Below are 14,350 nucleotides of genomic sequence, written 5' to 3' on the forward strand. Positions count from 1 at the left end.
TGTGAGTAATACGGCAAGGGATTGTGGAGAATTTCACCAGCAGGTCAAGCCTTCTGTGCGTGTACCCGTTAAGAGGAAGGGCGCCCCCGCGGAACGCCGGAAAAGGCGCCGCTCCACGGGCATGAAAAACCCGGTTTCCGCAGGGAAACCGGGTTAAAGGGAAAACCGGAAACGCTGAAATTACATGCCGGCCACCGTTTCCACGGGGACCGGGGCGGGCGTCACGGGAGTGACGATTACAGGCGCGGAAAGAGGCGCGGAATCCGGAACAGCCGGGGAAGGAGGCATGGAAGGCGCGTGACCGGAGGCCGCGCGGCCGCGGCGCATGAGTTCGGAAACGGTCACCAGTTCGTACCCGCGGTTTTTCAGCCCTTTCACTATGGCGTCAATAGCCGCTACCGTGGAGGCGTGGATGTCATGCACCAGGATGATGGAGCCGGGCTTGGCGCCGTTTACGGCGCGGGCGGCCACCACGGAGGAGCCGGGCTTGCGCCAGTCATTCGTATCCACATCCCACATGATGGTGGTGAAGCCGAAGCGCTGGCGCGCCCAGGAGGCCACGCCGGCGTTCGTGTAACCGCCGGGGGGGCGCATGACCACGGGAACCACGCCGCAGGCGTTGCGGATGGCTTCATTGGTGCTCTGGAGCTGGGATTCCGCCTTTTCACGGGAAACCTTGCTCAGGTAAACGTGGTTCCACGTATGGTTGCCCACTTCATGGCCTTCATTGACCATGCGCTGGACCACCTGCGGGTGGGCCTTGACGTTGCAGCCCTGCATGAAGAAGGTCCCTTTCACGTTGTTGGCGCGGAGGATGTCCAGCACCCTGGGGGTCAGCGTCCCGTGGGGGCCGTCGTCAAAGGTGAGGGCCACCACCTTGTCCGGCACGGCCACGCGGTTCACCGTAACGCCGGGAATGCGGGGGGAAAGGGGGGTGTCATTGTAGGACGGGCTCACGGACGGCGGCGGCACGGACTTGTCAGGCAGTTTCACGGCGGGGCGGTCCGGCTTCTTTCCGGGGGCCGTCACCGGGGAAAAGGAGGTCTTCACCGGGGCGCCGGGCTGGACCGGCTGCTCAGTCTGGTCCTGATGGGAACAGGCGGACAGCCCAAGCGCCAGGGCGCATGCAAGGAATAAACGTTTCTTCATAACAGGTTTTTGGAGGATTTACGCCCATCCCGCCTACTTGTCACGTCCTAAATCATCCATCTGTGCGGCATGAAAAAGACGCCTCCCGGCTTGAGAGGCGCCATGCGTGCGGGAATACCCCGGAATGGAGGAGGGGCCTACTCCGGGCTGTCCATGTCAATGTAGCTGACGGATACCGTCCTGCGGGGGTTGGCGGGGTCCCTCACTTCCACCTTCATCCTCTTGAAGAACCAGGAGCCGTCCTTCAGCTTCATCACGGAATCAATCATGAACCGTTTGGCCAGCTCCCCGCGGCCGTCAATGCCGTCCACCTGCCACATGGCGCCGTTTTCCTTGTCAATCCAGACGCGCACCCAGGCATACTGCCCCACCTTGGGGTTGGGGTTCGGAATCTGAACGATCCAGCAGTCCCGGCCCTTTACCGTGCTCGCCGCGTCATCCCGGACGATCTTGGCCTGGGGCCAGTACAGGTAGCGCATGGAGAGGTCTTCATACGTCACGTCCGTCCCGGCAATGGGGACCGCGTACTGGGAGACCGGCAGAACGCCGGATTTGCCGCCTTTCCAGGAGAGGATTTCCTGGCCACGGTCCTTGAACTTCAGGTCAAACCTGTTCCAGGCATTGTCCAGCTGGTACTGGAAGGCAATCAGGTTGCCGCGCAGGCTCATGGAAAAGGGAACCTTCACGCTGCGCCTGCGTATCTGCCCCTTCACGTCCTTGTTTTCCTGAAGGGTCGCCCCCTGGCGCACCCTTTTCAGCAGCTGCCCGGCATCCGGGGCCGCCTGCTGGGAGAATGAAGGAGCCAGGGAAAGGACCACGGCGGCCATCCCCGAAAGGAAAGCGGAAAATAAAGAACGTCTGCTCAGCATGAACTGCTCATATCACTCCGGAAACGCGGAAAAAAACCTTTTCTCAGTCACCGGACGGCGTCCATGACATTTTGCGCCGATTTTGCTCGACTAGGTTATACAAAACGACAAGATGTGCCCAACGACATCTATTGATCCATCAATTATGGAAACGCCTGCATTCTTGAAGCCCATCCAGTCCTACCCTGGGGAAATCGTCCAGTTCATTGAAAGAATTCCGGGAGTGGACGTAACCGGAGACCGGGAAACCGTGCTGGAACGGCTGGAACCGTACCACCGCGCGGAAGTGGAAGCCCTGGGCTGGCGGTGGAAGGACCTGCGCCGCGCCGAGCAGGTGCACGGCACCAAGGCGGCCCTGGTGGGGGACATCGGCTCCAATTATCCCGTAGAGGGCGCGGACAGCCTGATCTGTTCCGGGGTTTCCGACTGCGTGCTTGCCATTTACGTGGCGGACTGCGCCGCCGTCTGGCTGTATGACAAGGAACACTGCCACCGCTCCCTGATCCATTCAGGAAAGGCGGGAACCGCCGGCAACATTGTGGCCAACACCATCAAGTCCATGAAAAAATGCCTGGGGGTGGACCCGGCCAACCTGATCGCCGTCATTTCCCCCTGCATCCGTCCCCCCCACTACGAGGAAGACATCCCCACGGCCATCAAGACCCAGCTTCTGGAGGAAGGGGTGCCGGAAGACCAGATTCATGACTCCGGCCTGGACACGGCGTCCGATACCAAGCGTTTTTATTCCTACCGCGTGGAAAAAGGCCAGACGGGCCGCATGCTGGCCCTTTTCGGTCCGGACCACGCCACGCGCCCGCACCCGATCATTCTTTAACCGCGGGAAGGCCCGGCCTTCCCCTCCCCTTTTATCCAGCGCATCACGGTTCCGCCGTGGTGCGCTTTTTTTCCGTATGCCCCATACCCGTTGGCGCTGGAGGGCACGGCCGCGCAATCCCGCAGGGGACAAGGCCGCAGCCCGCCGCGGCAGGACCGTTCCGGTTACGCCGGACCCGACAATCCGAGTTGCCGTTCCCGCATTCAAACATCATTACATTTGCAATCATGGCAGTAACAATCAGCGACAACTATCAGGTAAAATACACCAGGAAATGGGGCACCCTGCTCCAGCAGCACGCCTCCCGGCTGGACAAGTACGTCAGCGTCATGCGCGACTTGAGCGGCAAGGTGGTCTTTCTGGACCAATTCGGCGTTCTGGACTTCACGGAAAAAACAACCCGCGTGGGCCAGACCGTTCTGAACGAGGCGCCCACCACGCGCCGCTCCATGCGTCCGCGCACCTTCACCAAGGCCATCGGCTACGATGAATTTGACGCAACCCGCCTGGGCGACATGGACCTTCCCGTCAGCAAGACGATCGAAGGCCTCCAGGCCGCCGCCGGGCGCCGCATGGACGACGTGATGATTTCCGGCTTCCTGGACACGAATTACGTGGGCGAGGACGGCATGACCGCCGTTCCGTTCAAGGAAAGCCAGCAGATCCCCGTGGACCACGTGGACAGCGGCACCAAGGGAGCCAGCAACCTCACCGTGGCCAAGCTGCGCGCGGCTCTCCAGCTTTTTGAGGAAAATGAAGCCTGGAACCAGGACGCCCCGCAGTTCGGCGACCAGCTCGTCATTGCGGTCACCAGTTCCCAGATCATGAGCCTGCTGCGGGAAACGGAGGTCAGCAGTTATGACTTCAATAACGTGAAAGCCCTGGTGGAAGGGAAGATAGATACCTTCATGGGCTTCAAGTTCATCCGCACCCAGCGGCTGCCCAAGGCGGACAACGGCACCCGTTCCTGCCTGGCCTGGGTGAAGAGCAAGGCGCAGTTCGGTATCTGGAACGACTTCAAGGTGAAGCTTTCCGTGCGTGACGACATGGAGGAAGCCCTCCAGATCCGCGCCAAATTCGCCTGCGGAGCCACCCGCCTCCAGGAAGAAGGCTTTGTCAAAATCCTGTGTGACGAAGGGGTTAGTTAATCCCCGGACCACGTTAACCCTGAACCCCTCCCCTCTTTCATGAAGGGAGGCGCCCCGGACCCGCCCTGCGGTCCGGGGCTTTCGTTTTTCCGCCGGTACGCGCGCACGCTCCCAAAACGTAAATTTGACTTTCCCGGCATACCGGATACATTGCCCGGATGAACTGGAAACGCTTTCATCTGGTACTCTGCATGCTCCTGCTGGCGGCATGCGCCACGGCACGCGGAGAGAAAACACGCGTTCTGATCGTGGACGGCTTTTCCAACCACGACTGGCAGCGCACGACCGCCTGCCTCCGGATGCTGCTGGAGAAGGAGGGCAGCTATTCCGTGGACGTGAGCACCTTCCCGGCCCGGGCTCCGGAGGCGGAGCGGGAGGCATGGAAGCCGGATTTCAAAAGCTACGACGTGGTCATCCAGAATACCAATGGCGGAACGAACGGCCCCGAATGGGGCGCCGGAGCGAAAAAAGCCCTGGAGCAGTACCTCACGGACGGAGGCGGCATGCTGGCCTTTCATTCCGCCAACAACGCCTTTCCCCGGTGGCCGGAATACAACCGCATGATCGGGCTGGGATGGAGGCCGCGGGATTACGGTACATCCCTGGTCATTACGGATGATGAAACCATCCTGCGCCTTCCACCTGGCGAGGGGGGCCCCACGTCCCACGGCGACCGCGTGGATGCGCTGGTCACGCGCCTGGGAGAACACCCCATCCATGCGGAACTGCCGCGCCGCTGGAGAACGGCGGACATTGAAGTGTACCGCTACGTACGCGGCCCGGCGGAACAAGTCCAGGTGCTTTCCTATGCGCGCGACCCGCTGACGGGCCTCAATTTCCCGGTGGAATGGACGGTCCAATACGGAAAAGGGCGCGTGTACACCTCCACGCTGGGCCACGTCTGGCCGGGAGACGCCAATCTGAAGGGGATTCAATGCGCCGCCTTCCAGACCCTGCTGTTCCGCGCCCTGGACTGGCTGGCGGGAAAACCGGTCCACTACGCCGTTCCCGGAGATTTTCCGGACCGGGAAAAACCTTCCCTGCGCCCCCTCCCCCATATCCTCCTTCAGATGGTTTCCCCCTGAACGGGCACGCATTTACGCATGCCGCCCCGCGCTTTTACACCCGGAGCCGGCCCATGTTCCCGCTCCGGTGGCGTAGCGTTGCGCCTCCATGGAAAAGCTGACATTTTCCGTGCGCCAAAATGGGGTAATGTCATCAATAGAAGATTGACCTTCCTTCCTTAGCTGGGATAGTAGGATGTATGCAGCAGATTTTACGTGAACATCAAACCTATCCGCCGAAAATCGTTGCGTCCGTTACCTCCTGGGAGCTGTGGAAAACGCTGAAAGGAAAAGATTTAACGGACCAGTGCGACTGTGTGGAACTGCGTGTGGACGCCCTTCCTCCGGAACTCGCGCCTGAGGAGGTCATGAAGTTCAGGCCGGAAATGCCCCTGCTGGTCACCGTACGCTGCCATGAGGAAGGGGGGCTGCGCCGCATTCCGGAGGAAGAACGTTTCTCCCTGCTGCGGGCGTACCTGCCGTACGCTACCGCCATTGACATTGAAATCAAGGCCATGCGCCACGCCAGGGAACTGATTATGGAAGCCGGGGAGCGGGACGTGCTCGTCATCGGCTCCACCCATGACTTCCAGATTACGCCCGGCGTGGACTACCTGCGGGAGCTGGAAAAAAGGGCGCGCGCGCATAAGGCGGACATCGTCAAATTCGCGTTCACGCCCTGCCTTGCCTCGGACATCCAGACGGGCGTGCAGCTTTTCACCAAGCCAAAGGGGCCTATTGCCGTGATGGGCATGGGACCCATGGGGCCCGTATCCCGCCTGCTGTACTCCCAGCTTGGCAGCCGCCTGGTATACGGCTACCTGGGAGACCGGGAAACGGCTCCGGGCCAGTGGCACGTCTCCCTCATCAAGGAAACCCTCCGCCATCTCGGCCCCATTCTCCGCTGATACCCGCGCCTCTTCTTACGCTCTCTCATGAACATCATTACTTCCGCCTTTCTGGCGGCACGCCCCAAGACGCTCACCGCCTCCCTGATTCCGGTGTGGGCAGGCTGCATGGTGGTGCAGAAACTGACGGGTAACTGGGACCTGCGCCTGGCCCTCCTGACCTTTGCCGCGTGCCTGTGCCTCCAGATTGCCTGCAATTTTTTCAATGACGCCATTGACAACGCCAAGCACGCGGACACGGACAAGCGCACCGGCCCCGTGCGCATGACGGCCAGCGGGGCGCTCTCCCACGGAACGGTCATGCTCACAGGCGCCGCCTTCCTGCTGGGGGCCTGCCTGCTGGCCCTTCCCCTCATTGAACTGCGCGGATGGCCCATCGTCGCCATCGGCATTCCCTCCCTCTACTTCACCTACGGGTATACGGGCGGCCCGTGGCCGCTGGCTTACAAGGGGCTGGGGGAAATATTCGTCATCCTCTTCTTCGGCCTGGTGGCCGTTCTGGGCACCATCCTGGTGCAGATTGGCACGGCGCCGGTAGTTCCCGGCACGCTGGTGGAATCCCTGGCGGTGTACAACGCCGGCATCGTGGTGGGCATTCAATGCGGCCTCCTGTGCGCCGTCATGATCGCCGTCAACAACATACGCGACAGGAAGGAGGACCTTACCACGGGCAAGCGCACGCTGGCCGTCCGGCTGGGGGAGGGAAAGGCGCGCGCCATGGCCCAGTCCTTCATTCTGGCGGCGTACATCACGCTGCCCACCTCCAGCCGGGCTCTTCACCTGAACCTGTCCCACACGTGGTGGATGTGGATTCCCTCCATCCTCTTCGGCGGCTACCTGATGCTCCTGATCCGCAAAACGCCCGCGGACAAACGCATGAACAAGGTCCTGGCCCTCTCCTCCGTGCACCTGCTCCTGTACCTGGCTACATACACAATTCTGCCCCCGCACTGAAAAAGCCTCCCTTTTTCCAACGTAGTAACCTGCGTATTCATGAATCTGCTAAAATTCATTCCCGTTTTTCTCATTCTGCCCGTCTTCTTCTCCTGCACTCAAAAAAGCACCCTGGAAATCGCCACCGGCAAGGTGACGACAATCAAGCTGGGCAACGTGGTCCGCATCAAGGAAATCAACGTGCTGACCTCCGCTGATGACGGCACCTTCGCCAACATGGCGGGCACGGCGGCGGAAGCCATGACGCCCGGCATCATCGGCATGGGCACCTCCAAGCTGGCGTCCGCCACCGGCTCCATCGTGGACGGCAGGGTGGAAGCCACCAAAATGATCCGCGTGCGCGTCAAGCTCAAGGACACGAACGAGCTGGTGGAAGTCCAGCAGGAAGTAACGCCCACCTTCACCTTGAAAATAGGCCAGGAAGTAGTCATCACGCAGGGCAGCACGCCCGGCAACGTCTGGCCTGATTAAACGGAGATGAACCACGCCGCGGCATCCGCCCCGCCGCAACGGGGCCTTCTGGTTAAAAGCGCCGGCATCCTGGCGGCCGCCTCCCCCCTGTGCGCATGGAGCTATTGGAACAGCCTGCCCTCCGCAGCCCTGCTGGCCCCGCTGTTTTTCACAGCCCTGCTTGCCGGAACCATCCGGGCCATGGGAAAAAACGTCCGGGAAACGCTGGGCCCCGTTCTTCCGGCGGTACGGCTCTCCCTGGCCGCAGGACTGGCCTTCACGGCTGTCCTCCTGCTTTCCCAGAGCGCCTTTGCGTGGCTGCCGGAGGTACTGGCCGGCATGGGACTCATGCCGCCCGCGTGGATCATCCCGCTGGGGCACCTGAACCTGCTGGTCTCCTTCTGCGCGCTTCTCCTGCTTACCCTGGCGGCGGCCTGGGCGTGCCTTCTCTGCATGGGAAAAGGCGGAATACGCCCCGTCGCGGGAAAACCGCGGCCGGAATCCCGCGCCTGACTCCCCCTCCGGAACACGGCGCCCCGGCCAAGGAAACGCGGCGGCATTCTCAGCTCTCCCGCATCAGGCGGAACACGTCCTCCGGCTTCATGCCCGCGGCGCGCATCTCCTGAAGGCTCAGGCTCCGGTCTCTCTTGGCAAGCCTCTTTCCGGCGGCATCCTTCACCAGCCGGTGATGGTACCACTGCGGCACGGGGAGCCCCAGCAGGGCCTGGAGCGTACGGTGAATACCGGTAACGGGGAGCAAATCCTCCCCCCGGCTCACATGGGTGACCCCCTGCGCCGCATCATCCACCACCACGGCAATGTGGTAGCTGGCCGGGCAATCCTTGCGCCCCAGAATCACGTCCCCCAGCTCCTCCGGGCGGCAAACCTGGCCGCCGAACCGCATGTCCCTCCACAACAGAGGTCCCGTAATACGCGCGGCGGCGCGGCAGTCCAGCCGCCATGAAAAGGGCCTGCCGGACTTGAGAAGCTCCTTCCTGCGCCCCTTGTCAAGCTGGCGGCAGGTTCCCGGATAAATATCCACCTGCCCCCCCTGCGGCGCGCCGCCCATGGCGGCCACTTCTTCCGCAATCTCCCGGCGCGTGCAGAAACAGGGGTAAAGCACCCCGCGGTCCTTCAGCACCTGGAGGGCGTTTTCATAAGCGCTGAAGCGGGAGGACTGGACCATCATGGGGCCGTCAAAACGGATGCCCAGCCAATCCAGGTCTTCCAGAATCCCCTCCACAAAACCGGGACGGCACCGCGTCTGGTCAATATCCTCCATCCTCAGCACGCACCTTCCGGAAAAACGGTCCGCCAGGGAACGGGCCTCCCACGCGGCCAGGGCATGCCCCAAATGAAGACGCCCCGTAGGGCTGGGGGCAAACCTTGTTACTATGGGGGATTCCATGCGGCGCATTCCACCATAAAAAAGCGCAGGCGCCTTTTCAAACCCTTTCCGGAAAATTATTGCGGCTTGACAGAAAGGGGCCGGGAAAGTAGGAGAGTTGGGCCCTCTCCCGGTAAATTCACCTTTCACTACATGCCTTCCCTCTTCAACTTCAACTCCGCCGCCGTCATGGGCTGGATGGAGACGGCAGCCGCCCAGCAATGGATTGTGGGTATTCTGCTCCTCCTCCTCTTCATCTGCTTCATCAAGGAATGGATGCCCGTGGAAATAACCGCCCTGGCCGGCACCGCCGTGCTCATGCTTACGGGCATCCTGAGCACCAGCGACGTTCTGTCCAGCTTTGCCAACAGCGGCCCGCTGACCGTGGTATGCATGTTCATCCTGAGCGCCTCCCTGGAAAGAACGGGGCTCATCGGAGACCTCTCCAAACTCTTCAACAAGGTAGCCAAAGGCAGGGAACTGACCGCCCTGCTGGTCATCACGCTGGGAGCGTTCATGGTCTCCCCCTTCGTCAACAACACGCCCGTGGTCGTCATCCTGATGCCCATTGTCCTGGCCTTCTGCCGGGACCACAACATCGCGGCCTCCAAACTGCTCATCCCCCTTTCCTACGCCACCATCCTGGGAGGCACCTGCTCCGTGGTGGGCACCTCCACCAACGTCGTGGTGCTGGGCCAGGTGCAGAAACTGGGCTATGAAGGCATCCAGATGTTCACGGTGACGCCCATGGGGCTTATTTATGCGGCGGCTGGGCTGCTCTACCTCTGGACGGTGGGCCGCAAATGGCTGCCCTCCCGCCCCACCCTGTCCACCATGTTGCCGGGCGGCATCCAGCGGGACTTCCTGCTCCAGGTCAGAATTCCCGCAGGCTCCCCCCACATCGGCACCACTCCCATCAGCCTGATGCAATCCGAACTGCTGGGCACCAAAATCGTGGAAGTGCGCCGCAAGGGCTTCTCCATGCAGGAGGAACTACAGCACATCAACCTGGAGGAAGGCGACCGCATCCTCTTCCTCTGCAACGCCAGGAAAGTCAACCAGGTCCGGGAGGCCAAGGGCGTGGACCTGGGCTGGGACGACAGCCGCGGCCTGGAAACCCTGGAACAGCGCGACGTGCAAATCGTGGAAGGCATGATCGCCAACAACTCGGAATTCGCCGGGCTTTCCCTGTCCGAGCTCAAACTGCGCCAGCGGTTCAACATCTTCGTGCTCGCCATCCACAGGCAGGGCAGGAACATCACGGACATGGGGCCGGACACCAAGCTGGCCGCCGGGGACACCCTGCTGCTGGAAGGGCCGCAGGAAGGCATGAACCGCATCCTGACCAAGCAGCGCATCATCCCCCTGAGCCAGCGCCCCGCGGATGCGCATAACCGCAGCAAGCAGGGCTGGGCCATCTTTGCCATGGGGTTGTTCATCCTCATCGGCCTGCTGGGTTCCTTTGAACAATACGGGGACTTCTTCAAATTCTTCGCCCGCTTCAACCCCTTCTACCTGGCGTTCATCGGCGCCCTGATCGTCGTCATCTCCGGCTGCATCAAGCCCAAGGAAGCATACCAGGCCGTGGACTGGGGCATCATCTTCCTGATTCTGGGCATGCTCTGCGTGGGGGACGCCATGAGCAAAACCGGGCTCGCCAAGGCCATCGCCTTCGGCGTAGTGGACAACATAGGGCCCATGGGGTGCCTGGTGGCCATCTCCGGCCTGTACCTGATCTGCTCCATCATGACGGAAATGATCTCCAACAACGCCGTGGCCGCCGTCATGGGGCCGCTGGCCTATGAAATGGCCCTGCAATTTGACGCCAACCCCATCCCCTTCATCCTTGCCGTCATGTTCGGCGCCAGCGCCAGCTTCTCCACCCCCATCGGCTACCAGACCAATACCTACGTCTACAACGCCGGCGGTTACAAATTCAAGGACTTCGTCAAGGTGGGCCTCCCCCTCAACATCCTCCTGTGGATCATCTTCACCTGCACCGTCGGCTGGCTGTACCCTCTTAAATAGAGGCGCGTGTTTTCTGGAAAAAAGCCAGGGAAAATACCCCTGGCTTCTTTATGGATGAGGAAAAGGACGAACCGGTTTTTCCGGGTCATGGGACCCTGACCGCAGAACAAGGAGAAAGCATCCCGTCCAATCTTTCCAGAACAACCGGAAAGCGGAGAAAAAAGGCACACGGGATTTCGGGAATCCAGCACCCAGGAGTCCTATTCCCGCATCAGCGCCACGCGCATGGACTGGCACTTGAGCAGGGCGGCAAAGGCGGCGTAGTCCGTTTCCCGGTCGGAGGAAACCAGGCAATACTGGTACCGGGGCAGGCAGGCGTCCTCCTGCGCGGCATTGCGCAGGCGCAGGGAGATCACCTCGTCTTCATCCGTCTGGCGGCCGCAGAGGCGGTTTCTCAGCTCCTCCTGCGGCACGTAGATATAAACGTCCGTATAGCATTTGGGAAGAATGCCGTCCACACAGGCGCGGATCTGCTCCGCCCCCTGAACGTCAATGTCCATCACCACGCTTTTACCCTGCTCCAGAAGGTTCAGGATGTCCGCCTTCAATGTCCCGTAATGGTTGCCGTGTACCTCCGCATGTTCCAGAAAATGCCCTTTCTGCACCCTGTCCGTGAATTCTTCAGGAGTCAGGAAGTGGTAGTCCACCCCGTCCGCCTCACCCTGCCGGGGCTGGCGCGTGGTGCAGGAGATGCTGTACACGCACAGCCCGTCTTCCGTCGCGCGGCGGCACAGGGTCGTTTTCCCGGAACCGGACGGTCCGGACACTACCAGCAAAGATCCCAATGGCTGTTTCATGGCTGTCATTCGATGTTCTGAACCTGTTCCCTGATTTTTTCCAGTTCCGTCTTGGCGGAAACCACCAGATGGGACAGCGTGGAGTCATTCGCCTTGGAACCGATGGTGTTGAATTCCCGGAAGATTTCCTGGCAGAGGAAGTCCAGGGGCCTGCCCGCGGGAGCGGAGGACGCGCACAGGGTGCGGAACTGGTCAAAGTGGGAGGAAAGACGCGTGATTTCCTCGGAAATGTCGCACTTGTCCGCAAACAGGGCCACCTCCCGGATGATGCGTTCATCGTCCGCAGAGACGGACAGGTCGGCATCCGCCAGGCGCTTGAGCATGGCTTCACGCAATCTTGCGGGGACGGACGGGGCGTGTTCCGCAATCTTGAGACGGAATTGTTCCAGCGTGTCCAGCTTGCCCAGCACATCCGTTTTCAGGTTGGCGCCTTCCGCCGCGCGCATGGCGATGAAGTCTTTCAGGGCACCCTTGAGAGCCTCTTCCACCACCGGCCACGCTTCTTCCGGAGACAGGGCGGTTTCCGCCGCGGAGGTGATGATTTCCAGCCTCAGCAGGTCGGACGCCTGAAGGGGCATGGGCTGCCCGGCCAGGTCAGCCGCGCGGTTCAGGAGCCCCGCCAGGGAAGCCAGTTTTTTTTCATCAAGCTGGAGGGAGCCGTCCGCTTCCTCCAGCCGTTCCACGGAGACGGAAACACCTACGCGGCCGCGGGAAACGGCCCCCTGGACAATGGAGCGCACGGAGGCGTCCCATTCCGCATAGCTGCGGGGCACGTTGACGGCAATTTCCGTCTGCTTGCGGTTTACTCCGGAGATTTCAACAAGGATGTTGTAACGGTCTGTCTGGGCAACGGCTCTACCAAAGCCGGTCATGCTGTTCATGGATACGGTTCAGATTGGGATTAAGAATGGGAGTAGGCTTTTTTCACCTCGTCAGCCACGATGGAGAGGCCCTTGCGCAGCAAGTCCTCCGCCTGGGTGAAGCTGATGCGGATGCATTCATGCCGGTGCGGCCAGGGTTCCCCTTCTTCCGGAAGGGCAAAGAAGAAGTGATGGCCCGGATTCACAAAGCAGCCGCGCGCCTTGCACCGTTCATAGAGTTCCTGGCACGTGATGGGCAACCCCTCAAACCAGAGCCACAGGAACATGGCTCCTTCACTCTTGTGGACGCGCCACGGGATGGATTCTCCAAAGAGTTCAGGCAGCAGGGAGAGGGCGAATTCCACCTGGCGGCGGTAGAACGGCGTGAGGGTTTCACGGCACACGCGTTCCAGCGTGCCGTCTTCCAGATAAGGGGTTACCAGCGCCTGGCCCAGGTTGTTCGGGCACAGGGAGGAGGTGGTGACCATGCTGACCACCGCCCGGATGATGTCCGGACGCGCAATGACAATTCCGGTGCGCGTGCCGGGCAATCCGATCTTGGACAGGCTCATGGTCAGGATCATGTTTTCGTCCCACGCCGGATTTACGGGCACAAAGCAGATGTTGGGCAGCGGCGGTCCGTACGCGTTGTCAATCATCAGGGGCACCCCGGCACGGGCGGCCATTTCCCGCAGGCGGTCCAGCTCTTCATCCGTCACCACGTTGCCGGTGGGATTGGTGGGGCGGGACATGCAGATGGCGGCCGTTTCCGGGCGGATGTCCAGGCGGTCAAAGTCAATCACGTACTTGAACGTATGGCCGTCCAGCATGCGGATGCCGGGCCGGATGCCCCGGAACATCATGCCGCCGCACAGGGACTGGGACTGGTAGCCCACATAATCCGGGCACAGGGGGAAGAGGATTTCACGCACGCAACCATTCTTGCAGGGACCCGCGAGCATGTTGAAGAGCGTGAAGCAGGCCATCTGGCCGCCCTGGGTGATCGCCACGTTCTCCGGCTTCAGGTTCCAGCCGCAGCGTTCATTGAGGAAGCGGACCAGGGCGCGGATGAAGCCGGGGTCCCCGCCCGGATGGGCGTAATGCCCTACTAGCACGTCAAATTTTCCATTCCGCACCAGCTCCGCCATGCTGCGGCGCCAGAGTTCCGTTACTTCCGGAATGACGGCGGGGCTGCCGCCGTTCAGCTGGCACAGGCCGGCATCCCCCGAATGGAGGGCCTTGAATAAATCCTCCATCAAATCATCAATACCCGTTCTGGCCGTCAGGTGGCCTCCGATCTCCGATAATTGCATCATGCCGCGGGCATTGTAGCCGCATGCGCGTTTTATGCGAGAAAAATCATTGTTCGGCAGGGCGCATGAACAGTTTGACTTTCCCCCCCGTTAATGTTCATAATCCCCGGCATGTTCAACATCGTGCGATTTACCAGGCGTACCTGTCCGGCGCTGGCCCTTGCGCTGGCCCTTACCTCATGCGACAGCGGCACGAATGAAGCCCTGACCTCCTTCATTACGGGCAATTCCTCTTCGGAACACCAGCAGCTCCAGGCCCAGCTCCAGCAGACGAAGGACGCCCTGGCCCAGCTTGACCAGGAGATCAGCCAGGCGGAATCCCATGACGCGCGCGTGAATTACAATCTTCAAAAGCGCCTTTCCAATCCGGGCAAAATCACCACTCCCTTCACGGTGAAGGATATTGACGTCCTGCCGTCCAAGCGGCGCGACTTCGAGCACCTGTGCTTTGACATTGAAGACATGCGCAAGACGCTGGCGCAGCGCAAGCAGGAGTTCCACGCCCTGCAATACCAGTACAACGCGTATGCCGCCAAACTGGCGGAATTCAAGCAGTCCCACCCGGTAGACTAATCCCACTCCCCTGAC

At 61.2% G+C, this 14,350-nt stretch carries 15 protein-coding genes; 9 read left to right on the plus strand and 6 right to left on the minus strand.

Annotated elements, in window-relative coordinates:
* Positions 1-180: 180 nt before the first annotated feature.
* Both HHJ06_RS07775 and HHJ06_RS07780 read right to left on the minus strand, forming a co-directional pair.
* Positions 181-1,149: a polysaccharide deacetylase family protein gene (locus HHJ06_RS07775; protein ID WP_215428781.1), complete on the minus strand. Its 969-nt coding sequence runs from the start codon at positions 1,147-1,149 to the stop codon at positions 181-183.
* A gap of 137 nt (positions 1,150-1,286) precedes the next feature.
* Positions 1,287-1,976 (minus strand): outer membrane lipoprotein-sorting protein, encoded by a 690-nt coding sequence (locus HHJ06_RS07780; protein WP_215428782.1) that lies wholly within the window; start codon positions 1,974-1,976, stop codon positions 1,287-1,289.
* A 187-nt stretch (positions 1,977-2,163) separates the two neighbouring features.
* On the opposite strand from HHJ06_RS07780, the gene HHJ06_RS07785 reads away from it, so the two are divergent.
* From HHJ06_RS07785 to HHJ06_RS07815, 7 genes are all read left to right on the plus strand, one after another.
* On the plus strand, positions 2,164-2,853 hold the full coding sequence (locus HHJ06_RS07785) for a polyphenol oxidase family protein (protein WP_215428783.1): 690 nt from the start codon (positions 2,164-2,166) through the stop codon (positions 2,851-2,853).
* A gap of 227 nt (positions 2,854-3,080) precedes the next feature.
* On the plus strand, positions 3,081-4,001 hold the full coding sequence (locus HHJ06_RS07790) for a phage capsid protein (protein WP_215428784.1): 921 nt from the start codon (positions 3,081-3,083) through the stop codon (positions 3,999-4,001).
* A 158-nt stretch (positions 4,002-4,159) separates the two neighbouring features.
* Complete coding sequence (locus HHJ06_RS07795) at positions 4,160-5,086, plus strand: ThuA domain-containing protein (RefSeq protein ID WP_215428785.1); 927 nt, start codon at positions 4,160-4,162, stop codon at positions 5,084-5,086.
* 179 nt (positions 5,087-5,265) lie between these two features.
* Positions 5,266-5,973, plus strand: coding sequence for a type I 3-dehydroquinate dehydratase (locus HHJ06_RS07800; protein WP_215428786.1), 708 nt, complete (start codon positions 5,266-5,268; stop codon positions 5,971-5,973).
* A gap of 27 nt (positions 5,974-6,000) precedes the next feature.
* Entirely contained in the window at positions 6,001-6,927 is a 927-nt protein-coding gene (gene menA, locus HHJ06_RS07805; protein ID WP_215428787.1) for a 1,4-dihydroxy-2-naphthoate octaprenyltransferase, read from the plus strand.
* A gap of 39 nt (positions 6,928-6,966) precedes the next feature.
* Entirely contained in the window at positions 6,967-7,398 is a 432-nt protein-coding gene (locus HHJ06_RS07810; RefSeq protein WP_102714483.1) for a hypothetical protein, read from the plus strand.
* 6 nt (positions 7,399-7,404) lie between these two features.
* Complete coding sequence (locus tag HHJ06_RS07815; protein WP_215428788.1) at positions 7,405-7,890, plus strand: hypothetical protein; 486 nt, start codon at positions 7,405-7,407, stop codon at positions 7,888-7,890.
* A 49-nt stretch (positions 7,891-7,939) separates the two neighbouring features.
* On the opposite strand, the gene gluQRS is transcribed toward HHJ06_RS07815, so the two are convergent.
* Positions 7,940-8,785: a tRNA glutamyl-Q(34) synthetase GluQRS gene (gene gluQRS, locus HHJ06_RS07820; RefSeq protein WP_215428789.1), complete on the minus strand. Its 846-nt coding sequence runs from the start codon at positions 8,783-8,785 to the stop codon at positions 7,940-7,942.
* A gap of 132 nt (positions 8,786-8,917) precedes the next feature.
* Here gluQRS and HHJ06_RS07825 point away from each other — a divergent pair, with 132 nt between their 5' ends.
* Complete coding sequence (locus HHJ06_RS07825; protein ID WP_215428790.1) at positions 8,918-10,792, plus strand: SLC13 family permease; 1,875 nt, start codon at positions 8,918-8,920, stop codon at positions 10,790-10,792.
* Positions 10,793-10,992: 200 nt separating this feature from the next.
* On the opposite strand, the gene gmk is transcribed toward HHJ06_RS07825, so the two are convergent.
* Genes gmk through HHJ06_RS07840 form a run of 3 tightly spaced genes read right to left on the minus strand, consistent with a single transcriptional unit; the run spans position 10,993 to position 13,765 of the window.
* Positions 10,993-11,589, minus strand: a complete 597-nt coding sequence (gene gmk, locus HHJ06_RS07830; RefSeq protein ID WP_251841464.1) for a guanylate kinase — start codon at positions 11,587-11,589, stop codon at positions 10,993-10,995.
* Positions 11,590-11,594: 5 nt separating this feature from the next.
* Entirely contained in the window at positions 11,595-12,470 is an 876-nt protein-coding gene (locus HHJ06_RS07835; protein ID WP_215428792.1) for a YicC/YloC family endoribonuclease, read from the minus strand.
* A gap of 20 nt (positions 12,471-12,490) precedes the next feature.
* A complete protein-coding gene (locus HHJ06_RS07840; protein WP_215428793.1) occupies positions 12,491-13,765 on the minus strand; it encodes a valine--pyruvate transaminase in 1,275 nt (424 codons plus the stop codon).
* Positions 13,766-13,855: 90 nt separating this feature from the next.
* Here HHJ06_RS07840 and HHJ06_RS07845 point away from each other — a divergent pair, with 90 nt between their 5' ends.
* Positions 13,856-14,335 (plus strand): hypothetical protein, encoded by a 480-nt coding sequence (locus HHJ06_RS07845; RefSeq protein WP_102714497.1) that lies wholly within the window; start codon positions 13,856-13,858, stop codon positions 14,333-14,335.
* Positions 14,336-14,350: the final 15 nt, after the last annotated feature.

It is taken from the genome of Akkermansia muciniphila (assembly GCF_018709685.1).
Classification (GTDB): domain Bacteria; phylum Verrucomicrobiota; class Verrucomicrobiia; order Verrucomicrobiales; family Akkermansiaceae; genus Akkermansia; species Akkermansia muciniphila_E.

Excerpts from the sequence above, each read along its gene's own strand:
- HHJ06_RS07825 (WP_215428790.1), top strand. The coding sequence starts at position 8,918 with ATGCCTTCCCTCTTCAACTTCAACTCCGCCGCCGTCATGGGCTGGATG.
- HHJ06_RS07845 (WP_102714497.1), top strand. The coding sequence starts at position 13,856 with ATGTTCATAATCCCCGGCATGTTCAACATCGTGCGATTTACCAGGCGT.
- HHJ06_RS07835 (WP_215428792.1), bottom strand. The coding sequence starts at position 12,470 with ATGAACAGCATGACCGGCTTTGGTAGAGCCGTTGCCCAGACAGACCGT.
- HHJ06_RS07810 (WP_102714483.1), top strand. The coding sequence starts at position 6,967 with ATGAATCTGCTAAAATTCATTCCCGTTTTTCTCATTCTGCCCGTCTTC.
- gmk (WP_251841464.1), bottom strand. The coding sequence starts at position 11,589 with ATGAAACAGCCATTGGGATCTTTGCTGGTAGTGTCCGGACCGTCCGGT.
- HHJ06_RS07795 (WP_215428785.1), top strand. The coding sequence starts at position 4,160 with ATGAACTGGAAACGCTTTCATCTGGTACTCTGCATGCTCCTGCTGGCG.
- HHJ06_RS07790 (WP_215428784.1), top strand. The coding sequence starts at position 3,081 with ATGGCAGTAACAATCAGCGACAACTATCAGGTAAAATACACCAGGAAA.
- HHJ06_RS07785 (WP_215428783.1), top strand. The coding sequence starts at position 2,164 with ATGGAAACGCCTGCATTCTTGAAGCCCATCCAGTCCTACCCTGGGGAA.
- HHJ06_RS07840 (WP_215428793.1), bottom strand. The coding sequence starts at position 13,765 with ATGATGCAATTATCGGAGATCGGAGGCCACCTGACGGCCAGAACGGGT.
- HHJ06_RS07780 (WP_215428782.1), bottom strand. The coding sequence starts at position 1,976 with ATGGCCGCCGTGGTCCTTTCCCTGGCTCCTTCATTCTCCCAGCAGGCG.
- HHJ06_RS07775 (WP_215428781.1), bottom strand. The coding sequence starts at position 1,149 with ATGAAGAAACGTTTATTCCTTGCATGCGCCCTGGCGCTTGGGCTGTCC.
- HHJ06_RS07815 (WP_215428788.1), top strand. The coding sequence starts at position 7,405 with ATGAACCACGCCGCGGCATCCGCCCCGCCGCAACGGGGCCTTCTGGTT.
- gluQRS (WP_215428789.1), bottom strand. The coding sequence starts at position 8,785 with ATGGAATCCCCCATAGTAACAAGGTTTGCCCCCAGCCCTACGGGGCGT.
- HHJ06_RS07800 (WP_215428786.1), top strand. The coding sequence starts at position 5,266 with ATGCAGCAGATTTTACGTGAACATCAAACCTATCCGCCGAAAATCGTT.
- menA (WP_215428787.1), top strand. The coding sequence starts at position 6,001 with ATGAACATCATTACTTCCGCCTTTCTGGCGGCACGCCCCAAGACGCTC.